Origin of the sequence: Neorhizobium sp. R1-B (assembly GCF_004368875.1) — a bacterium.
Taxonomy (GTDB): Bacteria; Pseudomonadota; Alphaproteobacteria; order Rhizobiales; family Rhizobiaceae; genus Neorhizobium; species Neorhizobium huautlense.
Genome location: NZ_SOEM01000023.1, coordinates 43,422 through 66,729, shown reverse-complemented (window position 1 = coordinate 66,729; position 23,308 = coordinate 43,422). Strand labels below are relative to the sequence as shown.

General features: G+C 58.7%; 23 protein-coding genes and 1 tRNA gene. 7 read left to right on the top strand and 17 right to left on the bottom strand.

Features of this window, described 5'->3' with window-relative positions:
- Nucleotides 1-181: 181 nt before the first annotated feature.
- The 5 genes from EDE05_RS22720 to pcsA all read right to left on the bottom strand — a co-directional run bounded on the left by EDE05_RS22720 (nucleotide 182) and on the right by pcsA (nucleotide 5,782).
- Nucleotides 182-1,255 carry a BMP family ABC transporter substrate-binding protein gene (locus EDE05_RS22720; protein ID WP_112796516.1) on the bottom strand — a complete coding sequence of 358 codons (1,074 nt, stop codon included), beginning with the start codon at nucleotides 1,253-1,255 and terminating at the stop codon, nucleotides 182-184.
- A gap of 45 nt (nucleotides 1,256-1,300) precedes the next feature.
- Complete coding sequence (locus tag EDE05_RS22715; RefSeq protein ID WP_112796512.1) at nucleotides 1,301-2,215, bottom strand: ABC transporter permease; 915 nt, start codon at nucleotides 2,213-2,215, stop codon at nucleotides 1,301-1,303.
- Nucleotides 2,215-3,303 carry an ABC transporter permease gene (locus tag EDE05_RS22710; protein WP_112796510.1) on the bottom strand — a complete coding sequence of 363 codons (1,089 nt, stop codon included), beginning with the start codon at nucleotides 3,301-3,303 and terminating at the stop codon, nucleotides 2,215-2,217. Before EDE05_RS22710 ends, EDE05_RS22715 begins: the two co-directional genes overlap by 1 nt.
- Entirely contained in the window at nucleotides 3,293-4,867 is a 1,575-nt protein-coding gene (locus EDE05_RS22705; protein WP_132413001.1) for an ABC transporter ATP-binding protein, read from the bottom strand. Before EDE05_RS22705 ends, EDE05_RS22710 begins: the two co-directional genes overlap by 11 nt.
- A gap of 171 nt (nucleotides 4,868-5,038) precedes the next feature.
- Nucleotides 5,039-5,782 (bottom strand): phosphatidylcholine synthase, encoded by a 744-nt coding sequence (gene pcsA / locus EDE05_RS22700; protein ID WP_105375066.1) that lies wholly within the window; start codon nucleotides 5,780-5,782, stop codon nucleotides 5,039-5,041.
- A 170-nt stretch (nucleotides 5,783-5,952) separates the two neighbouring features.
- Here pcsA and EDE05_RS22695 point away from each other — a divergent pair, with 170 nt between their 5' ends.
- Nucleotides 5,953-7,155, top strand: a complete 1,203-nt coding sequence (locus EDE05_RS22695; RefSeq protein WP_112796506.1) for a UbiH/UbiF family hydroxylase — start codon at nucleotides 5,953-5,955, stop codon at nucleotides 7,153-7,155.
- Here EDE05_RS22695 and EDE05_RS22690 read toward each other — a convergent pair.
- Both EDE05_RS22690 and EDE05_RS22685 read right to left on the bottom strand, forming a co-directional pair.
- Nucleotides 7,132-8,094 carry an AEC family transporter gene (locus EDE05_RS22690; protein WP_112796504.1) on the bottom strand — a complete coding sequence of 321 codons (963 nt, stop codon included), beginning with the start codon at nucleotides 8,092-8,094 and terminating at the stop codon, nucleotides 7,132-7,134. The genes EDE05_RS22695 and EDE05_RS22690 overlap by 24 nt on opposite strands.
- Nucleotides 8,095-8,137: 43 nt before the next feature.
- Entirely contained in the window at nucleotides 8,138-8,893 is a 756-nt protein-coding gene (locus tag EDE05_RS22685; RefSeq protein WP_112796672.1) for a cytochrome c biogenesis CcdA family protein, read from the bottom strand.
- Between the two features lie 199 nt (nucleotides 8,894-9,092).
- Here EDE05_RS22685 and EDE05_RS22680 point away from each other — a divergent pair.
- Nucleotides 9,093-9,168: transfer RNA gene (locus EDE05_RS22680), tRNA-Lys, on the top strand.
- Between the two features lie 217 nt (nucleotides 9,169-9,385).
- Nucleotides 9,386-9,511 (top strand): hypothetical protein, encoded by a 126-nt coding sequence (locus tag EDE05_RS27455; protein WP_280952501.1) that lies wholly within the window; start codon nucleotides 9,386-9,388, stop codon nucleotides 9,509-9,511.
- Nucleotides 9,512-9,951: 440 nt separating this feature from the next.
- On the opposite strand, the gene EDE05_RS22675 is transcribed toward EDE05_RS27455, so the two are convergent.
- A complete protein-coding gene (locus tag EDE05_RS22675) occupies nucleotides 9,952-10,212 on the bottom strand; it encodes a DUF2171 domain-containing protein (protein WP_112803242.1) in 261 nt (86 codons plus the stop codon).
- 259 nt (nucleotides 10,213-10,471) lie between these two features.
- Here EDE05_RS22675 and EDE05_RS22670 point away from each other — a divergent pair, with 259 nt between their 5' ends.
- Genes EDE05_RS22670 through EDE05_RS22660 form a run of 3 tightly spaced genes read left to right on the top strand, consistent with a single transcriptional unit; the run spans nucleotide 10,472 to nucleotide 13,676 of the window.
- A complete protein-coding gene (locus EDE05_RS22670) occupies nucleotides 10,472-11,761 on the top strand; it encodes an efflux RND transporter periplasmic adaptor subunit (protein ID WP_245505223.1) in 1,290 nt (429 codons plus the stop codon).
- Nucleotides 11,762-11,770: 9 nt separating this feature from the next.
- A complete protein-coding gene (locus tag EDE05_RS22665) occupies nucleotides 11,771-12,484 on the top strand; it encodes an ABC transporter ATP-binding protein (RefSeq protein WP_105369972.1) in 714 nt (237 codons plus the stop codon).
- Nucleotides 12,474-13,676 (top strand): ABC transporter permease, encoded by a 1,203-nt coding sequence (locus EDE05_RS22660; protein WP_112803239.1) that lies wholly within the window; start codon nucleotides 12,474-12,476, stop codon nucleotides 13,674-13,676. The genes EDE05_RS22665 and EDE05_RS22660 overlap by 11 nt, the downstream gene beginning before the upstream one ends.
- Nucleotides 13,677-13,732: 56 nt before the next feature.
- Here the strand turns inward: EDE05_RS22660 and sufA are convergent, their stop codons facing one another.
- The 8 genes from sufA to EDE05_RS22625 form a co-directional block, all read right to left on the bottom strand.
- Nucleotides 13,733-14,122: a Fe-S cluster assembly scaffold SufA gene (gene sufA / locus EDE05_RS22655; RefSeq protein ID WP_112803237.1), complete on the bottom strand. Its 390-nt coding sequence runs from the start codon at nucleotides 14,120-14,122 to the stop codon at nucleotides 13,733-13,735.
- A 76-nt stretch (nucleotides 14,123-14,198) separates the two neighbouring features.
- The gene (locus EDE05_RS22650; protein ID WP_105369975.1) at nucleotides 14,199-14,579 is read right to left on the bottom strand and encodes an SUF system Fe-S cluster assembly protein; all 381 of its coding nucleotides are present in this window, start codon (nucleotides 14,577-14,579) and stop codon (nucleotides 14,199-14,201) included.
- Nucleotides 14,580-14,591: 12 nt separating this feature from the next.
- Nucleotides 14,592-15,833, bottom strand: coding sequence for a cysteine desulfurase (locus tag EDE05_RS22645; protein WP_112803235.1), 1,242 nt, complete (start codon nucleotides 15,831-15,833; stop codon nucleotides 14,592-14,594).
- A gap of 1 nt (nucleotide 15,834) precedes the next feature.
- Nucleotides 15,835-17,109: a Fe-S cluster assembly protein SufD gene (gene sufD / locus EDE05_RS22640; protein WP_112803233.1), complete on the bottom strand. Its 1,275-nt coding sequence runs from the start codon at nucleotides 17,107-17,109 to the stop codon at nucleotides 15,835-15,837.
- A gap of 21 nt (nucleotides 17,110-17,130) precedes the next feature.
- Nucleotides 17,131-17,886: a Fe-S cluster assembly ATPase SufC gene (gene sufC / locus EDE05_RS22635; RefSeq protein WP_105369978.1), complete on the bottom strand. Its 756-nt coding sequence runs from the start codon at nucleotides 17,884-17,886 to the stop codon at nucleotides 17,131-17,133.
- A 53-nt stretch (nucleotides 17,887-17,939) separates the two neighbouring features.
- Nucleotides 17,940-18,104, bottom strand: coding sequence for a hypothetical protein (locus EDE05_RS26955; RefSeq protein WP_165924260.1), 165 nt, complete (start codon nucleotides 18,102-18,104; stop codon nucleotides 17,940-17,942).
- A 26-nt stretch (nucleotides 18,105-18,130) separates the two neighbouring features.
- On the bottom strand, nucleotides 18,131-19,600 hold the full coding sequence (gene sufB, locus EDE05_RS22630; protein WP_105369979.1) for a Fe-S cluster assembly protein SufB: 1,470 nt from the start codon (nucleotides 19,598-19,600) through the stop codon (nucleotides 18,131-18,133).
- A gap of 148 nt (nucleotides 19,601-19,748) precedes the next feature.
- Nucleotides 19,749-20,915, bottom strand: a complete 1,167-nt coding sequence (locus EDE05_RS22625; protein WP_112803231.1) for a cysteine desulfurase family protein — start codon at nucleotides 20,913-20,915, stop codon at nucleotides 19,749-19,751.
- A 257-nt stretch (nucleotides 20,916-21,172) separates the two neighbouring features.
- On the opposite strand from EDE05_RS22625, the gene EDE05_RS22620 reads away from it, so the two are divergent.
- On the top strand, nucleotides 21,173-21,850 hold the full coding sequence (locus tag EDE05_RS22620; RefSeq protein WP_105369981.1) for an alpha/beta hydrolase: 678 nt from the start codon (nucleotides 21,173-21,175) through the stop codon (nucleotides 21,848-21,850).
- A 41-nt stretch (nucleotides 21,851-21,891) separates the two neighbouring features.
- Here EDE05_RS22620 and EDE05_RS22615 read toward each other — a convergent pair whose 3' ends face one another.
- Nucleotides 21,892-23,079 (bottom strand): diguanylate cyclase, encoded by a 1,188-nt coding sequence (locus EDE05_RS22615; protein ID WP_112803229.1) that lies wholly within the window; start codon nucleotides 23,077-23,079, stop codon nucleotides 21,892-21,894.
- Nucleotides 23,080-23,308: the final 229 nt, after the last annotated feature.

Genomic DNA, 23,308 nt, shown 5'->3' with positions numbered 1-23,308 from the left:
CTCGTCGCCGTCATGCGAAAGATGATCATCATCCTCAACGCAAGAATGCGGGAACACCACGCTAACGCGATTGACACCTAACACCGTTGCTTTTTTTGCTATACCAAACTTTGCGCCTGCTGATCTGCAGGCACTCGCCGTTCGAGATGATGCGTGGTCGCTGCTGCGTCCACTGATCTCGTTACTTCGGCAGCTTGTCGTCGACGCCCTCGACATAGAAGTTCATACCGAGCAACGTGCCGTCGTCAGCCTTTTCGCCCGCCTTGAGCCAAGGAGAACCATCCTGCTTGTTGATCGGCCCGGTGAACGGATGCAATTCGCCCGACTTGATCTTGGCTTCGGTCTCTTCTGCCATCGCCTTCACGTCGTCCGGCATGTTAGTGTAGGGCGCCATCGTCAGGATGCCGTCCTTAAGACCGTCCCAGATCTGCTCGGACTTCCACGTGCCGTCGAGCAGCGCCTGCGTGCGTTTGATGTAATAAGCGCCCCAGGTGTCGACGATCGCGGTCAGCTGCGTCTTCGGGCCTGCCGCGATCATGTCGGAGGCCTGTCCGAAAGCCAGGATACCGCGTTCGGCGGCAACCTGCATCGGAGCCGTCGTGTCGGTGTGCTGGGTCAGAATATCGACGCCTTGATCGATGAGCGCCTTGGCGGCATCGGCTTCCTTGCCTGGATCGAACCAGGTATTGGCCCAGACGACCTTCAGCTTGAAGTTCGGATTGACGGACTTCGCACCGAGTTCGAAGGCATTGATGCCCATAACCACTTCTGGGATCGGGAAGGAGGCAATATAGCCGGCCAGCCCCTTCTTCGACATTTTCGCGGCGATCTGGCCCTGGATGTAACGGCCTTCGTAGAAGCGCGAATTGTAGGTCGCGAGGTTCGCCGCAGCCTTGAAGCCGGTCGCATGCTCGAATTTCACATCGGGAAATTTCGCAGCGACCTTGACGGTCGCATCCATGAAGCCAAAGGAGGTCGTGAAGACAAGCGAGCAACCGGACCGCGCCATACGCTCGATGGCGCGCTCGGCATCCGGACCTTCCGGAACATTTTCGAGGAACGGAGTCTCGACCTTGGCGCCGAGCGCTTTGTCCAGTTGCTGGCGACCGAGGTCATGGGCCTGGGTCCAGCCGCCGTCCGTGCGCGAGCCGACGTAAATGAAACAGACCTTTTTCTTCTCCTGGGCCTGAGCGCCGGTCGAAAAGCCGCCGAGAAGGGCGGCCGAAGCGGCAAGGGCGATAATCAGTTTCTTCATTTCCTAACCTCTATTGGCTTAAAGACGGATGTTGTTCCACCGCGGTCACCGGTCGGGGACAAAGGGTTTCCCCAACGATGCCGGCGTATTGATGAGCGTCGTGCGACGATTATGCGAGATGATGATCAGCACGACAATAGTAGCCGCGTAAGGAAGCGCGGACAGGAATTGCGACGGGATGCCGATGCCGAAGGCCTGGGCATGCAGCTGGCCGATCGTGACCGCGCCGAAGAGGTAGCCACCTGCAAGCACGCGCCAGGGGCGCCAGGAGGCGAAGACCACAAGTGCCAGCGCGATCCAGCCCCGCCCGGCCGACATGTTCTCCACCCATTGCGGCGTGTAGACAAGTGAAAGCTGCGCGCCCGCGAGCCCGGCACATGCACCCCCAAACATGACAGCCAGATACCGGGTTCGGATGACATTGATGCCCAGTGCATGGGCCGAGACGTGGTTATCTCCGATCGCCCGCATTTTGAGGCCGGTGCGGCTTTTGAATAGGAACCAATTGATGCCGATCACCAAGCCTGTCGAGAGGTAGAACGTCAGGTCCTGACTGAACAGAACTCGGCCGAAAAACGGGATATCCGAAAGCAGCGGAAAGACAATCGGCTGCAATTTGATGCCGGGTTGACCGACGAAGGCCTCGCCGAGCTGCCCGGACAGGCCGAGCCCCAGTATGGTCAACGCAAGACCGGTCGCCACCTGATTTGCGACGAGGGTGAGCGTCAGGAAGCCGAATAGGAGCGAGAAAATCCCTCCGCCTAAAATGCCGGCGAAAAGGCCGACATAGGGCGAGCCGCTCATCTGCGTTACGGCAAAGGCACAGACCGCTCCCATGATCATCATGCCTTCGACGCCCAGATTGAGAACGCCGGCGCGTTCCGTGACCAGTTCCCCGAGTGCGGCAATAACGAGCGGCGTCGACGCGGTGATGACAGTGAGAAGGATGGCCTCGAACATCAGCTTCTTGCCTCGCCAGCTTTTGCTCCGGCAAGAACCAGGCGGATCTTGTAATGGATCAGTGTATCGCAGGAGAGCACGAAGAAGAGCAGCAGCCCCTGGAAGACACGGCTCACTTTGTCGGAAATTCCAATAGAAAGCTGAGCCGCTTCCCCGCCCAAATAGGTCAACGCCAGGACCAGGCCTGACGCGACGATCCCGAGCGGGTTAAGTCTGCCCAGGAAGGCGACGATGATGGCGGTAAAGCCGTAGCCCGGAGAGATCGACGGCTGCAGGTGGCCGATCGAGCCGGAGACTTCCGAAATCCCCGCAAGCCCCGCCAGCGCTCCGGAAAGCAGCATAGAGAACCACACCATCCGGCGGGCTGAAAAGCCGGCGAAGCGCCCTGCCCGCTCCGATTGTCCGAGAACGGAGACTTGAAACCCCTTGAGCATGAACCGCATCATGAACCACAAGGCGACTGCTGCAACCAGTGCAAAGATGAAACCCCAATGAGCGCGGCCAGATGAGAGAACTTCCGGCAGGACCGCTTCGATCTGGAAGCTTTTGGTCTGTGGGAAATTGTAGCCCTGCGGGTCGCGCCACGGACCGCGCGTCAACCAGTCGAGATAAAGCTGCGCGATATAAACCAGCATCAGACTGGTCAGGATCTCATTGGTGTTGAACCGCGTTTTCAACAGCGCCGGGATCGCCGCATAGAATGCGCCACCCGCCATGCCCATCAGCAGCATCAGGGGCAGGATCAACGGCGAATGCCATTCGGGGTTCATCACCGGAAGGATTGAGCCGGTAATGGCTCCAATGGTGAATTGACCTTCCGCACCGATGTTCCAATTGTTGGACCGGTAACAGATGGCCAGGCCTACGGCGATGAGGATGAGGGGTGCCGCCTTTACCGCCAGTTCATGCAGCGACCACACTTCAAGCAGCGGTTCGACGAAGAAGCTGTAGAGAGCGCCGAGCGGGCTCTTGCCGAGCAGCCAGAACATAACGAGGCCGAAGACAAGCGTCAGAGCCAATGCAAGCAGCGGCGAGAGAATGGAGAACAGCGTCGAGACGCGAGCGCGCTTCTCGAGTTCAATGTGCATGCGCCGCCTCCGGGATTGAATGGCTTTCGTGAATACCGCCCATCATCAGGCCGATGCGCTCGAGCGTCAGCGTGCCTGCAGGATGAGGATCGGAAAGCTTGCCCTCCGAGATGACGGCAATATTGGTCGCAACCTCGAAGATCTCGTCCAGGTCCTGGCTGATGACCACCACCGCGGAACCGGCTTTGGCGAGGTCGATGAGTGCCTGCCTGATGCGGCTAGCCGCGCCCGCATCGACGCCCCAAGTCGGCTGGTTGACGATCAGCACCGCCGGCTGGCGGTCAAGCTCCCGTCCGACGATGAATTTCTGCAGATTGCCGCCGGAGAGCGAACCGGCCAGCGGATCCTCTCCGCTTTTTCTCACATCCATCGCTTCACAGATGCGGCGTGTGGCAGAACGGATCGCATCCTGGCGGATGATCGAAACGGCACCGCCCGAAAGAAATGCCTGTTTATCCGATTGGCTGCGGGCGAGCAGAAGATTATCCGACAACGGCAGCGCCGAAACCGCCGCATGTCCGTGACGTTCTTCCGGCACGAAGCCGGCGCCAAGCAGGCGGCGACCGTTGATGCCCATGCCGCCGACCGCCTTACCGCGAATACGGATCGCTTCGTCGTCCGCGACCGGATATTCTCCCGACAGCGCATCGAAAAGCTCGCCCTGCCCGTTACCCGCCACTCCAGCAATAGCAAGCACTTCGCCGGCACGGACTTTTAAGGAAATGTTCTTGAGCGATACGGCAAACGGCGTCCGCGCCGGTACCGAGAGATCGGTCACCTCGATGCGGATATCCCCAAGTGCTTCGGCGCTATCCCGATGGACCTGCGCCACGTCCGAACCAACCATCATGCGGGCGAGCGAGGCGGGCGTCTCCAGTTTCGGATCGCAGGCGCCCGTCACTCTGCCGTGGCGCAAAACGGTGGCGCGATCGCAGATCCGACGGACCTCCTCCAGCCGGTGGCTGATATAAAGAACCGAGCGTCCCTCAGCCTTGAGCTTGGAGAGCGTCTCGAACAGACGGTCAGCCTCCTGCGGCGTGAGCACAGACGTCGGTTCGTCGAGAATGATCAGCTTGGGATTTTGCAGCAGCGCCCGAACGATCTCGATCCGTTGACGTTCGCCCACGGAAAGATCCGCCACATGCGCCTTGGGATCCAGCGGCAGGCCGTAGGCCTTGGAAAGGGCAGCCGCTTCATCGGAGATCTTCGATAGGGAAATCTTCGGGTCCAGCGACAAGGCGATGTTTTCCGCCACCGTCAGGGCCTCGAACAATGAAAAGTGCTGAAAGACCATGCCGACGCCGAGACGCCTCGCCTCGCCGGGCGAGCTGATCGTAACCGGTGTGCCTTCCCACAAGATCTGACCGGCGCTGGGCTGGAGCACGCCGAAAAGCATCTTCACCAGCGTCGATTTGCCGGCACCATTCTCTCCCAGAAGCGCATGGATCTCACCTGCCGCAATATCGAGATCGATCGCATTGCAGGCGGCAAAGCCGCCGAAAAGCTTGGTCAAACCTCGAACCGACAAAAGCGGTACTGCTGCCGGACCTTCGGGTAACGTCACTGAACCCCCTGTTCGCTGCCGGTCGCCTTCTGCGAGGCGTTTTCACCGATGGCAGCGCCTTGTTTTTAAAAGAGCAGGCGCGATCTGAAGGCATCGCGCCGATCGATCATATTGATACCGTTTTTGTTGCTTCGCACAACATGAAACCGCCGGCGCTGAAGCAACCCCAGCTCATTTTCCAAGGTTTGGAAAAAGCTGCAGCACACCGCCAATGCAATAGAGGTAGATACCGCTGAGAACCACGCCCCAGATGACCCAGTCGGGCGAGTTGAAATGCAGAAGAAGCGAATACCCCCCAAGCGCGCACCAGATCAGGCAGACCGCGAGATTGAGCGATCTCAAACGCTTCACCCGGACAGGATGAAGGAAGTTGATCGGGAAGAAGGTGAGGATGACGGAGACCGACACGACGATCAGTGCTGTCATCGCGCTGGCGTCGATGACGAAGAGCGTGAAGATCACCATGTTCCAGACGACGGGAAAGCCGGAAAAGAAATATTCATCCGTCTTCATACCCATGTCCGCGTAATAGACCGCGCTGGATACGACGATGGCTCCGGCGGCGAAAAACGACCAGGGTTCGCCGATCATGCCGCTCTGATAAAGCGCAAAGGCCGGCAACAGGACATAGGTCACGTAGTCGATGATGTTGTCCAAAGTGTCGCCGGACCAGTTCGGAAGAACTTCCTTGACCTTTACCTTGCGTGCGATCGGCCCGTCGATACCGTCAACGAGAAGCGCCAGGCCCAACCACCAGAACATATCGACGAAGCGATGTTCGGCTGCGGCAACGACGCCAAGAAATGCAAGAAAGGAACCTGACGCAGTCAGCAAATGAACCGAAAAGGCGCGAATCTCCGCATAGGGAACTTTCCTGTAGTTGAATATTCGCCTGATCACACGTAAGTCCCGCATTGCCTTGGTTCGGCAGATATGCGGCGAATTGGCACGCTTTGCAACCAACTTGGCATCTTCCACCTCCTTAAACCATTGCTTTTTCTGTTGCTGCGCCGTCGTGCCCCATGGATATGCGGATGCTGAGGCTCTAGATATCCGATGGACATTCGCAAAGCAGGATGACGCACATGCAGCATTTCGAAATCGCGGTGGTGGGGGGAGGTCTCGCGGGCTCGGTTGCGGCGTTGGCCTTGGCACGCTCGGGCCGCAAACTGGCCTTCATCGCCCCTGCCTTGGAAAAGAGCGATGAACGCACCACGGCACTGATGGACCAATCAATTCGTTTCCTGGAGCGGCTTGGCGTTTGGGAGAATATTGCGCCTTCGGCCGCCCCCCTTTCCGTGATGCAGATCCTCGACGCCACGAAGCGGCTGCTGCGGGCGCCAACGGCGCAATTTCGCGCCTTGGACGTTGGCCTTTATGCCTTTGGTTACAACATACCGAACAATGCGCTGACCCTGACGCTGGACGCCGCCGTCGCCGCCGAACCGAACATCACGAAGATAGAACAGAGCGTCGAAACCCTGGATTATTCGGCAGAACGTGTCGCGATAACGCTTGCCGGCGGATCGACGATCACCACGGATTTCGTCGTTGGAGCCGACGGACGCAAATCCAAGACCCGGGATGCCGCAGGCATCGGCACACGGACCTGGTCCTATCCCCAATCGGCGCTGGTGCTGAATTTTTCTCATACCCTCCCCCACAGCAATGTCTCGACGGAATTCCACACCGAGACCGGCCCCTTTACCCAAGTGCCGCTCCCCGGGCTTCGATCCAGCCTCGTCTGGGTCGTCAAGCCGGAGGAAGCCCAGCGCCTCATCGAACTGCCGTCGGACCAACTCTCCCGCCGGGTCGAAGATCGGATGCAATCCATCCTCGGCAAGGTGGCCGTGGAAGGTACACCGCAGATCTGGCCGCTCTCCAGCCTGATGGCGGACCGTTTCGGCAAGGGGCGCCTGGCGCTGATTGGTGAGGCGGCGCACGCTTTCCCGCCCATCGGGGCGCAGGGCCTCAATCTGTCGCTTCGCGATGTGATAGCGCTCACGGAGTTGCTTGCAGCGACGGGCGACCGTCCAATCGCCGCCGATGCAGGCGACCAGTTCAACCGTCGCCGGCGGCCCGATGTGATGAGCCGCACGTTTGGCGTCGATATCCTGAACCGCTCGCTGCTATCGGATTTCTTGCCGGTTCAGATGCTGCGCGCGGCGGGCCTTCATATTCTCGGCGGCGCGCCGCCATTGCGAAATCTCCTGATGCGCGAAGGCATCGAACCGGGCCGCGGTTTCCGCGCCGTGGTCGATGCCTTACGGAACGAGATCCGGCGGTAACGCACCGGAATGGATGAGATAAAGCAGGACGGGAAGCGTCAGGACGGAAGCGACCGTGATGATGAGGATGCTGGCTGACGCCCGCTCCTGCCAAATTCCATATTGCTGACTGATCACGAAGACGTTGGTGGCCGTCGGCAGAGCCGAAAGCAGCGTAGCGGAATAAATCCAGACCGGCTCGAAATTGCCGATCAGCGAGAGAACCGTATAGGTGGTGATCGGCAGCAGAATCAGCTTAGCGACTGCGATATAGCCGATTTCGAGCGGCACCCGCTTTATCGGCCGCAACGCCAGCGTCACTCCCATGGCAAACAATGCGCAAGGCGCTGCCGCCTGAGCGAGGTAGTCGATCAGACGCTGCACGGAGTCGTGCGGCCTGAAGCCGAAAGCGGCAAAACAAAAGCCAAATGCAGTCGAGATGATGAACGGGTGGAGGATCACCTTTCGGGCTATTTCCAGCACGACCTGCACCACCGGCCGCCTGTCTTCGCCGGCGACCGCCATCATGGCCGGGGCCACGACGAAATGAGCGCCATTTTCGAAACAGACAATCAGCGCAACCGGCACTGCCGCCGCTTCCCCAAAGGCCAGAAGAGCGAGACCCGGCCCCATATAGCCGATATTGCCATAGGAGCCTGCAAAGGCTTGAATAGTACAGTCTTCAAAGGAGTTCCGGCGAATGAAGAAGCCGATCAGGAAAAGCAGAAGAAAGACCAGATAGGTCGCGGCAATCTCGCCGAAGATAAAGTCGGCTCTGGTCAGTTGCTCCACCGGCGTGCGCGACACCAGCTTGAAAAAGAGTGCCGGAAGAGCTGCATAGATGATGAAGGTATTCATCCATCCAAGAGCTTCAGCGGGCTGTTTGGTTACCTTCGCAGCAAGATAGCCGATGAAGATCAGCCCGAAAAAGGGCAATAGCAATGCAATGATATCGGCCATTTTTTGCCTGCCCGTACGGACCAAGGTTCGAGGAAGCTTTCGGTTAGCCGATTTGCATAAGGATTGGAAAGGTCTGCTGGAACCAGATTGCGGCGGAAGTGACGAATCCGAAAATGAAGGCAAGGCCGGTCAGGATCAGGAACACGCCCATGGCCTTCTCCACCAGACCGAGATGGCGGCGAAAGCGCGTCAGGAAGCGCATGAAGGCGCCGGAAAAGCCGGCAGCGATCCAGAAGGGAACGGCGAGGCCCAGCGAGTAGATGGCGAGCAACATTCCCCCTTCGCTGACCGTGTCGCGTGACGCCGCCACACCCAGGATGGCGCCGAGCACCGGACCAATGCAGGGCGTCCAACCAAAGGCAAAAGCAAGGCCCATCACATATGCGCCCGACAGCGTCGCGGGCTGCCCTCCGCCCTGGAAACGCGCTTCGCGCGCGAGCAGGCCGATGCGGAAGACGCCGAGGAAGTTCAGCCCCATGACGATGATGATCAGGCCGCCGATCTTCGACAGGAGATCCAGATGCTGACGAAGCAGGACGCCGATGGTGGACGCGCCGGCACCGAGCGCCACGAAGACGGTCGCAAAGCCGAGCGTGAAGAACAGCGCCGCCATCAGCACCGCCTTGCGCGTACCGCCCGACTGCACGGCAATCGCAGCACCGCCGCCCCGGAACTGATCCACCGAAATACCGGCCATATAACAAAGATACGGAGGCACGAGCGGCAGCACGCAAGGAGAAAGGAACGACAGCGCACCGGCAATCAGTGCGCTCAAGAGGGAAATTTCGGCAATCGACACCAGCGGCTCCAACAGGGGGCGCATCACCCCGCTTAATGCGCCTCACCTAATGTCTGAAAGCGGCAAATGCCAATCACCTTTTCGCTCCGGCATGGAAAAGCGTCAACAAGCCGCATTTTTGCTGTTTTTGCGGGTTGACCGCAAGAGGTCGCCTGCATATGTTCCGCGCACTTTCAAGGGCGCGTCTCGCGTACCGTGGGAGAGCGTAGCTCAGTCGGTAGAGCAACTGACTTTTAATCAGTAGGTCCAGGGTTCGAATCCCTGCGCTCTCACCACCTACACCTTGAAACTCTGTCCCGGACGATTCTCGAAACGGTTTTCTTATATGCGCAACTGCGGACATAAGACTCCCACCCTCGATCTTCTTTCAGCTTAACCTCGCGCGTTGCTTGTCCGTTTCCAGGCACGCCGCCCTCGCCCGGGCCTTTCTACAGACGGGAGCGATGGAACTTCTTCGTCATTCATCACGTTGATGCGGCCGAAGGAGCTCCTATGCGAATTATCTTCATTGTGATGGTTGCCTCGGTACTCAGTATCCTGGTGTTCAAATATGCGGATCAAGGTCTTGGCGGCGGTGAGATCATGGCTTCGCCAGCGGAACTCTCAGCCCAAAATTGACTATCCCGCATCTTCTCGCGTCCAATGCCGCGTCACTCCAGGCGGCTCAATCCCCTCACCGCCTCGACATATGATTGATGCAGTTGGCGTCTAGAGGTGCACGCAGGAAGCGTGGCTGCTCTCGAACACGCTACGCTCTAGGCTGCACTCCCTCGCGGAACATTTCGTGATTTAGGATGTTGAAATATAAAAGGAGGGTATCGCCATGAACGCCCGAAACATTCTCATCGCCTTGGGATCAGCCATCGTCGGGGCTTTGCTAGCTGTGCTTCTGTTGCATTCGGCTGGGCCATCCGTAACGGCCAAAACCGATCGCCTCAGCGGCCCGCCCTCGGAAACGGCATTCATGCCAGAGCGTTTTGGCGTACCAAGTTCCACGCAATAGAACAGGCCCATCTCCACAGTTTGAGCCGGCGCCCATGGGCGCCGGCATCTCGTTCTCAATGAACCGATCCGCCGCCTTCTTCCTCTTCAAAGGAGACGGCCACATCGCTATTGGCTGAAAGCCGCACCGTGTTTCCTTCGATATCGGCAACAAGATCGAGTGGAATGAAATGATGATGGCCTCTATGCCCTCCTTCACCACTGTCTTTCCTGGTGAGCTTGATCCGGCTGCCCTCGACTCCATCGACGGTCCCGACATGGACGCCGTCTGCGCCGATGACTTCTGCATGTTCCTTGATTCTCGCAGCATCAACCATTGGTGATCTCCTTCTCTGCGGCCGTACAACGTGCGAGCAGAGATATCGATGCATCGGAAAAAAACAGCCGCAGGCTGATGCGGATCAAGGTCGAACTACCTTACCGATATTTAAGTTCATCCTCGACGCGTTTCATGTCATCGGAAGCATGGAGATTTGTACGACAGCTGTGCATCAACCGGATACCCGGTGCCATGATACGGAAACAGGTAGGATCGCGAGCGGATCCGGCTCCCCCACTAAGGACACGACCTTGAACGTGCAAAAGACGTTGGAACCAGCAGAGAGGACCACCGGCACAGCCGACCTCGCCGAAATTCTCACGACTTCAAGATCCGGCAGGAAGCGCCGTCAGTTCTTCTGGCCGATCCTGCTCGTCGTCCTTCTGGCAGCAGCGGCTGCAGCATACACCTATCTCGGCAGTAGCGGCCCGCAATATACCTACAGCACGGTGCCGGTGGAGCGCGGCGACCTTTCGGTCATCGTCACGGCCACCGGATCGGTCCAACCGACCGAGCAGGTCGATATATCCAGTGAGCTGTCGGGCACGGTCCGCAAGGTCAACGTCACCTACAACAGCGCCGTCAAAGCGGGCGAAGTGCTCGCAGAACTTGATACGAACAAACAGGAAGCCGATGTCCAGAGCGCGCGGGCTCAACTGGCGTCGGCAAGAGCCAATGTCCTGAAGGCCGAAGCAGAAGCCGCTTCAGCCAAAACGAGCCTTGACCGCCTGAGCGGGCTCGTCAGCAATCGTGTTTCCAGCCAGCAGGAGCTGGATGCCGCGAGATATACCTACGAATCCGCTCTGGCCACCAAAGCCATCAATGACGCTGCAGTACAGTCGGCTGAAGCCGCATTGCGCCTGGCGGAAGTAAACCTCTCCAAGCTGACAATCGTGTCGCCTATCGATGGTATCGTGCTGACGCGCGATGTCGATCCCGGCCAGACCGTCGCTTCTTCGCTCAATGCCCCGGTCCTGTTCACCCTCGCCGGGGATCTCCGGCAGATGGAACTGCAGGTCGCCGTCGATGAGGCGGATGTCGGCCAGGTGAGGGAAAGTCAGGGCGCCGTCTTCTCGGTGGATGCCTATCCGGATCGAACCTTTCCAGCGAAAATAGAGACCGTGCGGTTCGCGTCGGAAACCGTGTCGAATATCGTCACCTACAAGGCGATCCTGACGGTCGACAACCAGGAACTCCTCCTGAGGCCGGGCATGACGGCAACGGCGGACATCAATGTCGAGTCGGTCAAGGATGCCCTTCTTATTCCAAACGCCGCACTTCGCTACTCGCCGCCGGCCGTCTCTCGGTCCAGCGGCAGCATACTTACGCGACTCTTCCGGCCCCCACGCCCCCCTGGCGGCAGCCGAGCCTCCGGCAGCGACAGCGCCGACAAATCCGCGCGCAGCATCTGGGTGCTGCGGAACGGCCAACCACAGCGATTGAGCGTTCAGACGGGATCATCCGACGGTCGGTTCACGGTTCTGCAATCGGGCGATCTGAAGGAGGGCGATCTGGTGATTACCTCCGCGACAGCGCGAAACGGTTGAGGCGATCCGATGCAGGCCCCTCTCATCGAGTTCAGGCAGGTTTCGAAGTTCTACGGCCGCGGCGAGGCGACGATCCGCGCGCTCGACCATGTAGATCTTTTGATATCGCAGGGGGAATTCGTATCGATCATGGGACCGTCGGGGTCGGGCAAGTCCACCTGCATGAACGTCATCGGAGGGCTCGACGTACCATCCTCGGGCGAATATCTTTTTCAAGGAATGCCAACCAGCGGTTTTGATCGCACTCAATTGACGCTGCTGCGCCGACATATGCTTGGCTTCGTATTCCAGGGTTTCAATCTGTTGGCGCGAACGTCCGCGGTCGAGAATGTGGAATTGCCGTTGACCTATCGCGGCATGGACGCTCGCGAGCGCCGAACGCGCGCCATGGCCGCACTGGAGCAAGTGGGACTGAAGGGACGGGAAAATCACACGACACAGGAACTGTCCGGCGGCCAGCAACAGCGGGTGGCGATTGCCAGGGCGATCGTCACCGACCCGGCGGTTCTGCTCGCCGACGAGCCGACCGGTAACCTCGATACCAGAACCAGTACCGAGATCATGCACCTGATCACCCGCCTCAACAACGAGCGGGGCATTACCGTGATCATGGTGACGCACGAGGAAGACATAGCAGCTTATGGCCGACGTCTTCTGCGCTTCGTCGACGGCCGCCTCACCTCGGATGAGGTTGGTCGAAAGGAGGCGGAAATTGTTCATTGAGACGGCAAAACTTGCCTGGCGCGCCATCAGCAGGAATATATTGCGCTCATTCCTGACTGTACTCGGTGTCGTTATTGGCGTTGCGGCCGTCATCGCCATGGTCACGATCGGCAATGGCACCACGGCCCAGGTAAAAACCGAGCTCCAGCGACTTGGCACCAACACGCTGTTCGTGCGGCCCGGCCAATGGGGGCCGGGCCGCGCCAGCACCGAGGCCAAACGCTTCGACGACAAGGATGTGGAGGCGATAAGGGATCAGGTATCGGGCCTCAGAGCTGTTGCGCCGATCAACCGCGGTACCGCCACCGTTGTGGCCGGTGGCCAGAACCATTCGACCAGCGCAATCGGCACTACCAACGACTACCTGATCGCGCAGGACTGGGATCTGGTATCCGGACGCGAGTTTCTGCCCGCGGAGGAGCGCGGGCAGGCCGCCTGCATCATAGGAGAGACCTTGCGCAAAGAGCTCTTCGGATCGGCTGATCCGGTCGGACAGACAATCAGGGTCAGCAACGTCTCCTGCCCCGTCGTCGGACTGCTTGCCGCCAAGGGACAGTCGGGCATGGGAGATGATCAGGACGATACGGTGCTGATGCCGCTCAAGCTCCACCAGCGGCGGATCGGTGGCACGACCACGATCTCCAGCATCGTCCTCTCTGCCCACGACGGCGTCTCCACCTCCGGGGTTCAATCGGATGTGGAAAGCCTCCTGAGAGAACGCCGACGCATCGGCATCGGCCGGGAGGACGATTTCTCGGTCAATGACATGTCGCAGATCGCCTCCACCATGACCGGCACTACAATGCTTCTGACGGGGCTCCTTGGAGCCGTGGCTGCTGTGAGCCTTCTGGTGGGCGGGATCGGCATTATGAATATCATGCTGGTCTCCGTAACGGAGCGCACGCGCGAAATCGGCATCAGGCTGGCGATCGGGGCGTTGGAAAATCAGGTCTTGATGCAGTTTCTGGTCGAAGCGGTGATGCTGTCCATCTTTGGGGGCGTGACCGGCATTCTGATGGGCCTTCTGCTCGCTTACGGTGTCGTCAGCGTTCTCGGCGTGCCCTTCGTAACGAGTCCCTCTATCATCTTTGTGGCCTTTGCCTTCTCGGCAGCAATCGGCATGATCTTCGGCTATTTTCCGGCTCGCCGTGCGGCCCAGCTTAACCCGATAGAGGCGTTACGGCACGAATAGCCGACGAAAAAAGAAAGGGCCGAATGGCCCCTCTCCTCGTCAGCATTTTATAGCAATTAAACGTGGGTTTCGGCTTCACGCTGCTTGGCAAGCGCGGCAAGGTCGGCGGGCTTCAATTCGACCGACTCACCGCAGCCGCAGGCCGATGTCTGGTTGGGATTTACGAAGGTGAAGCCCGAACGGATTCTGCTGATTTCGAAATCCATTTGCGTGCCAAGAAGATAAAGCACCGCAGAAGGCTCGACCCAAACCTTGGCGCCATCATGCTCGACGAGGTCGTCCTTGGGATTGGCGGTCGTGACAAGATCGATGGTATATTCCATGCCGGCGCAGCCGCCCTTCTTGATCCCGACGCGCACACCCTGCGCTTCCGGTCCGGACCCGGCCACAATCTGTTTGACGCGCGCGGCAGCGGCGTCAGTCATCGTCATCACAGCAAAGCCCATGGGCCTATTCTCCTTCCACAGCCGGATTCAAGGTCCGGTGCTTCACGGTTCAATGTAATGTTCGGTCGTAAACGGATCAATACCAGCCGACGGCGACCTGAGCCTCCTCCGACATCCGTTCCGGCGTCCAAGGCGGATCGAACGTCATTTCCACCTCCACCCCGGAAACGCCCTCGACAGCGCCGACCGCGTTTTCCACCCAGCCGGGCATCTCCCCCGCCACCGGGCATCCGGGCGCCGTCAACGTCATGACGATCTTCACCATTCGATCGTTTTCGATATCGATCTTGTAGATGAGGCCCAGTTCGAAGATATCAGCCGGGATCTCCGGGTCATAAACCGTCTTCAGCGCAGCGATGATATCGTCGCTGAGACGCGCCAGCTCCTCTGCCGGAATGGAGGATTCGATGATCCCCTCCCGGGCGTCCCATTTCAGTTCCGTTTCATCGACAGCCATGACAACGATTCCTCAGGCAAAGAAGTTACGCGCATAATCCAGCGCATCGGCAAGGGCATCCACCTCTGCACGCGTATTGTACATGCCGAACGATGCCCGGCATGTGGAGGTGACGCCAAAACGTTTCAAGAGCGGCATGGCGCAGTGCGTGCCGGCTCGCACGGCAATCCCCTTGCGATCGATCACCATGGACACGTCATGCGCATGGATCCCGGCAAGCTCAAACGAAAAGATGCTGCCCTTGCCGGGCGCATTTCCGATGATTCGCAAGGAATTGATCGACCTCAGCCGCTCCGCCGCATAAGCGGCGAGATCCGCCTCATGCCGAGCGATGGAGGCACGACCGATCTTGTCCATGTAATCGAGGGCGTAACCAAGTCCGATCGCCTGGACGATCGGCGGAGTGCCGGCTTCGAAACGATGCGGCGGATCGTTGTAAGTGACGGTATCCTCCGCCACCTCGAAAATCATTTCCCCACCGCCCTGGAATGGCCGCATCTCCTTCAGCCGGTCCGTCTTTCCGTAAAGAACGCCGATGCCCGACGGACCGTAAAGCTTGTGGCCGGTCATCACATACCAGTCGCAATCGATGTCGCGAACATCGACCGGCATGTGCACCGCCCCCTGGCTGCCGTCGATCAAGACCGGAATACCCCGCTCGTGCGCGATACGGCAGACTTCCTTTACGGGAACGATCGTGCCGAGTGCATTCGACATATGCGTGATCGCGACAAGCTTGGTCTTCTCGGTCAGCGATCTTTCAAAGTCCTCGATATGAAACGCACCCTCGTCATCCACCGGCACCCATACCAATTTGGCGCCCTGCCGTTCGCGGATGAAATGCCAAGGCACGATATTGGAATGATGCTCCATGATCGTCAGAACGATCTCGTCGCCTTCGCCGATGACAGGCATACCCCAGCCATAGGCGACGGTATTGATTGCCTCTGTCGAATTCTTGGTGAAGACGATCTCGTCGACAGAGCCGGCATTCAGGAAGCGGCGCACTTTTTCGCGAGCCGATTCATAGGCCTCCGTCGCCGCGTTCGAGAGGTAGTGCAGGCCGCGGTGGACGTTTGCATATTCACTGGAATAGGCGTGGCTGATGGCGTCGATCACCACCTGCGGTTTCTGCGCTGACGCGCCGCTATCCAGATAAACCAGCGGCTTCCCATGGACCATCGTCGACAGGATCGGAAAATCCCGCCGGATCGCTTCCACATCATAAGTTGCCGCCGGATTGCTCTGGTCCATGTCAGGCATGCCTTTCAAGCCAGGACGAAATAACGCTTTCCAGCGCCTCGACCAGCTTTTCGTCCTCGAATTCCTCGACGATTTCCGCCACGAAGGCGTTGACCAGCATGGCCCGTGCCTTGTTCTCCGGAACGCCGCGCGCCATCAGGTAAAAGAGATGGTTGCTGTCGATATCGGCAACCGTCGCGCCATGACCGCAAATCACGTCGTCAGCGAAGATTTCAAGCTCCGGTTTTACCGAGAAGCCGCCGTCGTCCGAGAGAAGCAACGTGTTGCAGGCCATCTTGGCATCGGTTTTCTGAGCATCCGGCGCAACCCGGATCATCCCTTGGAAAACACCGTTGGCCCGATCGAACACGACGTTGCGGATGGTCTCGGTCGAATTGGTGTGGGGCACGTTGTGGCCGAGCATCAGCGTAACATCCGTGTGGCTCTCGCCACCGAGAAGGTTGACGCCGCGCAAGGTCAATTCGGCGCCCTCGCCCTCAACGTCGATCCGCAACTCCTGGCGAACGAGTTTGCCGCCGGCATTGATCACGAAAAGCCGGAGCTTGGCTTTCCGCCCCAGTTTGACGCGGATCTGGCCGAGATGGGTATCTGCTGCGCCCTGCTGCTGCACGATAATCCAGGTGACTTCCGCATCGTCATCCAGCCGAATGTCACTGATCGAGGAGACGAGAGCCGCGCCCTCCGTCACCGCCCGATGACGTTCGATGATCGTCGCTTTGGAAGCGGCCCCGAAGGAAACCGGGAAGCGCGTGTGAATCTGGCCGCCCGCGTGCAGGACCTGCAGTTCAAGCGGTTGCTCGAGTTCAATATTTGCCGGAATCGTAAGAGCAAAACCGTCCCGCACGAAGCTGCCGTTGATCCGACCGATCGCATCGTCATTTCCGAGTGCGGCCAGATCCGCGACAGCCGAGCCATCGGTAAGTTTATTCTTGTAGACGGCGACTTCGATGCCGTCCGCAGATGCCTTCGGATCCGCAACCCCCTGCACGACCGAGAAAATCTTCGAGCCGTCGACCAATGCCGTGATAGGATCGACCGCTGCCACAGGCGTAACGTCGGGGACCTGACGCAGCAGGCTCTTGAGGTCGGTATAGTGCCAGGACTCAATCCGGCGGGTGGGAAGACCGCCCTTCTTGAGATCATCCAACAACCGGTCACGGGTGCCGATGACGGCTCCATTCCCTGGAAATTCTCCGATCTGGGCCGCGAATGCTTCGACCAGTGCGGTCTCGGCAGCCGTCAGGCGACTTGTCGTCTGCATATTCATGACAACGTCTCTCCTTGGCGCTTAAGCCGCTTCTCCGATGATATCGGCATAACCGTTCTCTTCCAGTTCCAGCGCCAGCGACTTATCGCCGGAGCGGATGATCTGGCCCTTGTAGAGGACATGCACGCTGTCCGGCACGATATAATCGAGCAGGCGCTGATAATGGGTGATAACGATGACCGCTCGGTCCGGCGATTTCAGCGCATTGACTCCATCGGCGACGATCTTCAACGCATCGATATCGAGGCCGGAATCCGTTTCGTCCAGCACGCAAAGCTGCGGCTCCAGCAGCGCCATCTGCAGGATTTCCGCGCGCTTCTTTTCACCGCCGGAGAAACCGACATTCAGCGGGCGGCGCAGCATGGCCTGGTCGATCTTCAGCTTCTCTGCAGCCTCCTTGACGCGGCGGATGAAATCCGGCGTCGTCAGTTCCGCTTCGCCGCGCGCTTTGCGCTGCTCGTTCATGGCGACCTTGAGGAACTGCATGGTGGCAACACCGGGGATTTCCACCGGATACTGGAACGCGAGGAAGATCCCCCTGGAGGCACGCTCGGCCGGGTCGAGCTCAAGGATGCTCTCGCCGTTATAGAGGATGTCACCTTCGGTGACTTCGTAGTCCTCGCGGCCGGAGAGAATATAGGAAAGGGTCGATTTGCCAGAGCCGTTCGGCCCCATGATGGCCGCGATCTCGCCCGCCTTGACCGTCAGGTTCAAGCCGCGAATGATTTCGGTGCCGTCCTCGGCAATACGGGCATGCAGGTTCTTGATCTCAAGCATGATATTTTTCCATTCGTTCTTTGTCTCAGTGAGGCCAGAAATTTGGCCAAAATTCAAAAGCCGAGAGCGCTACGGACCCACGGCAGAAGGAAGACCGCGATTGCGCCCACCGCAAGGCCCCACCCGGCCCGGGCTGCACGCCCTCCGAAGTTCGGCGCAAAGGCCGCGAGAAATCCGCAGATCAGGGCGTAGTAGACCAGATTGAGGGGATCAAACATGCCCGCGACCCTCTTGCCGTCACGTGTTAGCCAACACTTCCTTCCAGAGAAATCCCGATCAGCTTCTGCGCTTCGACGGCGAACTCCATCGGCAGTTCCTGGATCACTTCCTTGACGAATCCATTGACGATGAGCGCAATCGCCTCTTCTTCCGGAATGCCGCGCTGCATGACATAAAACTTCTGATCGTCTGAAATCTTCGACGTGGTCGCTTCGTGCTCGATCTTTGCCGAAGCGTTCTTGACGTCGATATACGGAACCGTGTGCGCGCCGCACTTGTCGCCGATCAGCAACGAATCGCAGTTGGTGAAGTTCCGCGCGTTCTCGGCCTTGCGATGGATCGACACCTGGCCGCGGTAAGTATTGTTGGATTTACCAGCGGAAATGCCCTTCGAGATGATGCGGCTCGACGTGTTCTTGCCGAGATGGATCATCTTGGTGCCGCTATCGATCTGCTGGTGGCCGTTCGATACCGCGATCGAATAGAATTCGCCGCGGCTGTCGTCGCCTCGCAGAATGCAGCTCGGGTATTTCCAGGTGATCGCCGAGCCGGTTTCAACCTGCGTCCAGGAAATCTTGGAACGCGCTCCGCGGCAATCGCCACGTTTGGTGACGAAATTGTAGATCCCGCCCTTGCCCTGGGCGTCGCCCGGAAACCAGTTCTGTACCGTCGAATATTTGATTTCGGCGTCATCGAGCGCAACCAGTTCGACCACGGCCGCATGCAATTGGTTTTCATCGCGCTGGGGTGCCGTGCACCCTTCGAGATAGGAAACGTAGGCGCCTTCTTCCGCGATGATCAGCGTGCGCTCGAACTGGCCAGTGTTCTTCTCGTTGATACGGAAGTAGGTGGAGAGCTCCATCGGGCAACGGACGCCCTTCGGCACGAAGACGAAAGATCCATCAGTGAAGACCGCCGAATTCAGCGTTGCGTAGAAGTTATCCGACGCCGGAACGACGGAGCCGAGATACTTCTTGATAAGTTCTGGATGCTCGCGGATGGCTTCAGAAATCGACATGAAGATCACGCCGGCCTGCTGAAGTTCCTTTTTAAAAGTTGTGACGACCGAAACCGAATCGAAGACGGCATCGACGGCAACCCGGGTTTTCTGGACGCCCGCGAGGATCTCCTGCTCCCTAAGGGGAATACCGAGCTTCTCGTAGGTCTTCAGAAGCTCCGGATCCACCTCTTCGAGGGAGGTCGGGCCAGTCACGTTCTTGGGTGCCGCGTAATAATAGATGTCGTTGAAGTCGATCTTCGGGTAGGTGACGCGCGCCCATGTCGGCTCTTCCATCGTCAACCAGCGACGGTAGGCCTCCAGGCGCCATTCCAGCATCCATTCCGGCTCCTGCTTCTTGGCCGAAATGAAGCGAATGATATCTTCCGAAAGCCCCTTCGGCGCCTTGTCCACTTCGATGACGGTCTCGAAGCCGTATTTGTACTGGTCGATGTCGATCCGGCGGACCTGTTCGACTGTTTCCTGGACAGCAGGCATATTCATTCTCCAAATCTTGCCGGTTCAAATTCCGACAATTCTTGTCATCGTCACGGGCGGCAGCTGCCACCCTATGTAAGCGCCAGAAGGCTGTTTTCACACCTTTTGGCAAGTGGAAATTTGCGCTTCCGCAAATTTACCGATCGGCTCAAGCGGCCTCTCCCGCCGGTTTTCGCCGAGCAGCGATCTTCGCGAAAGCAGCGAGTGCGCGTGCAATATCATCGCTCGTTGTATCCGCGCCCAGCGAAATTCGTAGAGCTCCGAGCTTCGGGTCGTGCCCCATGGCCGTGAGAACGTGGCTCTCGCCAACTTTTCCGGAAGAGCAGGCCGAGCCTGCCGACAGTGCGATACCTTCCAGATCGAAGGCGATTTGCCCTGTCTCCGACTTCAACCCTGGCAGGGTGAAAAAGGACGTATTGCAGACGCGGCCAACTTCGGCGCCGTGAATGATGACATCCGGGGCGGCCTGACGCATGCCTTGCTCAAGCTGGTCTCGCAGGGTGGTTATGGCGGAGCTGCGCTGCCCGAGATCGTCCAGCCCGGCCTCCGCAGCGGCGCCGAACCCCACGATCGCGTGAAAATTCTCGGTCCCCGAGCGATGACCTTTCTCCTGACCGCCGCCCCGGATCAGCGGCTTCGGCATCAGAGCCTCGCCACGCGACACCAGCGCACCCGCGCCCTTCGGCCCACCGATCTTGTGCGAGGACAGGATCAGAAAATCGGCGTCCAGCGCATTGATGTCAACTGGGATACGACCGACTGCCTGCACGGCATCGACGACCATCAGCCCGCCGTGGGCATGCACCAGACGAGCGACTTCCGCGACCGGCTGCACGATGCCGGTTTCGTTGTTGACCAGCATGAGAGCGACCATCGGGAGGCCTGAGCTTCGATCGTGGAGGCCAAGGATTTCCTCAAGGGCCGGCAGATCCATGACGCCATCACGTGTTACCGGAACCTCCGAGAGCCTGCCGGGCTCGAAGCGCCCGCCCTCGCGGATTGCCGGATGCTCGATAGCCGAAACATAGAGATGGCTAACTATCAGGGGAGCGCGACCCATCAGGAAGTCCGAGGTCAATACGTGATTGGCCGCTTCCGTAGCACCGCTCGTGAAAATCACATGCGCGGGCTCACCCCCCACCAGCGCGGCCACCTGCCGGCGCGCCTTGTCCATCGCAGCACGCGCGGCTCTTCCTTCGCCATGCACAGATGACGGATTGCCCGGCAACCGAAGCGTATCCATCATGGCGGCACGAGCTTGCGCGCTCAAAGGCGCGGTCGCGTTCCAGTCAAGATATATACGGTTCAGCGCCATTGGCCTTTTGGTTTCCGCTTCTAAATAGGAGTTGGGTAAGGGGCGGCAGACAGGGCGCCCCCGCATTTTCCTTGAAATTTCCTTGAGCCTTGCCTTATGAGACATCGCATCGGGCGTCACTTCAAAGATGCCCAAAGTTTCGAATGGTTCTAAAGTTGGTTTTAGAAAAGCTGAGCGGCTTCGTCAAGTCAAACTCGACGTGATGACCGATTTAGAACCTTAGAACGTAGAACCTTAGCACGTTGACCGGAGTACCGATGCCCGAAGTCATTTTCAACGGCCCCGCTGGCCGCCTGGAGGGCCGCTATCAGCCTTCCAAGGAAAAGAGCGCTCCCATTGCGCTTATTCTCCATCCTCATCCGCAGTTCGGCGGAACGATGAACAACCAGATTGTCTACCAGCTCTTCTACATGTTCCAGAAGCGCGGGTTCACGACGCTCCGGTTCAATTTCCGCAGCATCGGACGCAGTCAGGGCGAGTTCGATCACGGCGCGGGAGAACTCTCGGATGCCGCTTCTGCATTGGACTGGGTACAGAGCCTCCACCCGGACTCGAAGAGCTGTTGGGTAGCGGGTTATTCATTCGGCGCCTGGATCGGCATGCAGCTTCTGATGCGCCGTCCGGAGATCGAAGGGTTCATGTCGATCGCTCCGCAACCCAATATCTACGACTTCTCCTTCCTCGCCCCCTGCCCCTCCTCGGGCCTGATCATCAACGGCGATGCCGACAAGGTAGCGCCGGAAAAGGACGTCAATGGCCTCGTAGAAAAGCTGAAGACGCAAAAAGGCATCCTGATCACCCATCGCACCGTCGAAGGCGCCAACCACTTCTTTAACGGCCGCGTCGAAGACTTGATGTCGGAATGCGAGGACTATCTCGACCGTCGCCTCAATGGCGAACTTGTCCCGGAACCTGCTGCCAAGCGAATCCGCTGATTTTATCAAAAGCTTTGGGCCGCCGCTTCGGCGGCCTCTTGCTATTTCACGATCTTGATGGGTGCAGATCTTGGAAGCGCGGACGGTGTGGCCTGCCGGACGCAATTGCGGCCGGAGCGTTTTGCCTCGTAAAGAGCGTCATCCGCGTTGCGCATGGCATCGACAAATTCCTGGCCTTGCTCGACTTCGGCCACCCCGAAACTTGCGGTGACACTGAAGGAAGGCGAGAGTGCGCCGATCTGAATACCCATCGTTCCGCTCCTGAGAGCATTGGCTAGCAACAGGGCCATTTCCGCTGTCGTGTTCGGCATGAAGACAGCAAACTCTTCGCCGCCGATGCGTCCGAGCACCGCACTTTTCGGAGCCATCAGTTGCAGGAGATCGCCAAACGCTCGGATCACCAGATCGCCGCCATGATGCCCATAGGTGTCGTTGATGTTCTTGAAATAATCCAGATCGCATATGATGACTGCATGCCGGGCATTCGCCGCATGCGCCATGGCAGCCTTCACGCCGTTTTCGAAGCCGCGTCGATTGGGCAGCCCGGAGAGCGCGTCCCTCTCTGAATTGCTGCGTTCGTCGGCCATGATCTCCAGCACCAGGACCGAAAGCAGGGTCAATCCGACCGCCACGACGAGAACGGCTGTCGAACTCTGCGAGATCAGGGCGTAGTTGGTGTGGATATAGTCCTTGGCGGTCGTTCCCGCCCCGGAAAGTACTGCCAAACCCGCCTTGGCAAAAAAATGCAGACCGGTCACCAACAGCAACGCCCCTAGGGCTCTGTCGATTATCAGTCTGCGGGTGGACAGGAAAACAGATGCCGCCCCTGTCAGTACCACGATCGCGAAGGGCGCCTGGTAAGAAAAAGCATGGGCTACGGTGCCGCGCGGCAAATCGTATATCCACATGTCCAAAACAGTGCTTGCGGCCAAAAAAACGCAGGCATAGGCGAATTTGATCTTGCGGCCATAAAGCTCTCCCACCCCGATCAGAAGAAGAAGCAGGCCGCCCAGCACAGCTGCGAAGGCACCGAAGGCCCAGAATCTTGTCAGCTCGGTATAGGCAACAAGTAGTTCGCACAGCGATGACAGCGATGCGACTGCAAAACCTGCCGCAAACCATAGCGCAGCAGTTCGTGAGCGGCTTCGCGTCGAAACCACGACGAAGACCAGGGAAAAGCAGATGGCGATGACAAAATTCACCGCCAGGAGAAAGGCCGGACCGTTCATCAACCAATCACTGCAGCACCCCGCACCCACCCGTTTAGCGTGTCAGAAGATAGTAAAGCCTCAAAAACAAAAAAACGTTAATGTTTAGCTATGCAGAAGCAAGAGATCCGCACCATGTTCTAGATCAACCCCATCGAGAGCCGAATCTGTCTCTGCGGATGCGTCATTACGGAATTTGAACATCCTCGGCGTCACTTTTAAAGTGATCAGCGGGAAAAACAGTGCTAGA

Bases quoted from the DNA above. Each gene is read 5' to 3' on its own strand.
- sufB (WP_105369979.1), bottom strand. From the start codon at position 19,600: ATGCCTGCTGTCCAGGAAACAGTCGAACAGGTCCGCCGGATCGACATC.
- EDE05_RS26955 (WP_165924260.1), bottom strand. From the start codon at position 18,104: ATGTTTGATCCCCTCAATCTGGTCTACTACGCCCTGATCTGCGGATTT.
- EDE05_RS22715 (WP_112796512.1), bottom strand. From the start codon at position 2,215: ATGTTCGAGGCCATCCTTCTCACTGTCATCACCGCGTCGACGCCGCTC.
- EDE05_RS22690 (WP_112796504.1), bottom strand. From the start codon at position 8,094: ATGGCCGATATCATTGCATTGCTATTGCCCTTTTTCGGGCTGATCTTC.
- EDE05_RS22615 (WP_112803229.1), bottom strand. From the start codon at position 23,079: ATGAACGGTCCGGCCTTTCTCCTGGCGGTGAATTTTGTCATCGCCATC.
- EDE05_RS22665 (WP_105369972.1), top strand. From the start codon at position 11,771: ATGCAGGCCCCTCTCATCGAGTTCAGGCAGGTTTCGAAGTTCTACGGC.
- sufC (WP_105369978.1), bottom strand. From the start codon at position 17,886: ATGCTTGAGATCAAGAACCTGCATGCCCGTATTGCCGAGGACGGCACC.
- EDE05_RS22625 (WP_112803231.1), bottom strand. From the start codon at position 20,915: ATGGCGCTGAACCGTATATATCTTGACTGGAACGCGACCGCGCCTTTG.
- EDE05_RS22675 (WP_112803242.1), bottom strand. From the start codon at position 10,212: ATGGTTGATGCTGCGAGAATCAAGGAACATGCAGAAGTCATCGGCGCA.
- EDE05_RS22720 (WP_112796516.1), bottom strand. From the start codon at position 1,255: ATGAAGAAACTGATTATCGCCCTTGCCGCTTCGGCCGCCCTTCTCGGC.
- sufA (WP_112803237.1), bottom strand. From the start codon at position 14,122: ATGGGCTTTGCTGTGATGACGATGACTGACGCCGCTGCCGCGCGCGTC.
- EDE05_RS22695 (WP_112796506.1), top strand. From the start codon at position 5,953: ATGCAGCATTTCGAAATCGCGGTGGTGGGGGGAGGTCTCGCGGGCTCG.
- sufD (WP_112803233.1), bottom strand. From the start codon at position 17,109: ATGAATATGCAGACGACAAGTCGCCTGACGGCTGCCGAGACCGCACTG.
- pcsA (WP_105375066.1), bottom strand. From the start codon at position 5,782: ATGCGGGACTTACGTGTGATCAGGCGAATATTCAACTACAGGAAAGTT.
- EDE05_RS22710 (WP_112796510.1), bottom strand. From the start codon at position 3,303: ATGCACATTGAACTCGAGAAGCGCGCTCGCGTCTCGACGCTGTTCTCC.
- EDE05_RS27455 (WP_280952501.1), top strand. From the start codon at position 9,386: ATGCGAATTATCTTCATTGTGATGGTTGCCTCGGTACTCAGTATCCTG.
- EDE05_RS22645 (WP_112803235.1), bottom strand. From the start codon at position 15,833: ATGGACCAGAGCAATCCGGCGGCAACTTATGATGTGGAAGCGATCCGG.
- EDE05_RS22650 (WP_105369975.1), bottom strand. From the start codon at position 14,579: ATGGCTGTCGATGAAACGGAACTGAAATGGGACGCCCGGGAGGGGATC.
- EDE05_RS22620 (WP_105369981.1), top strand. From the start codon at position 21,173: ATGCCCGAAGTCATTTTCAACGGCCCCGCTGGCCGCCTGGAGGGCCGC.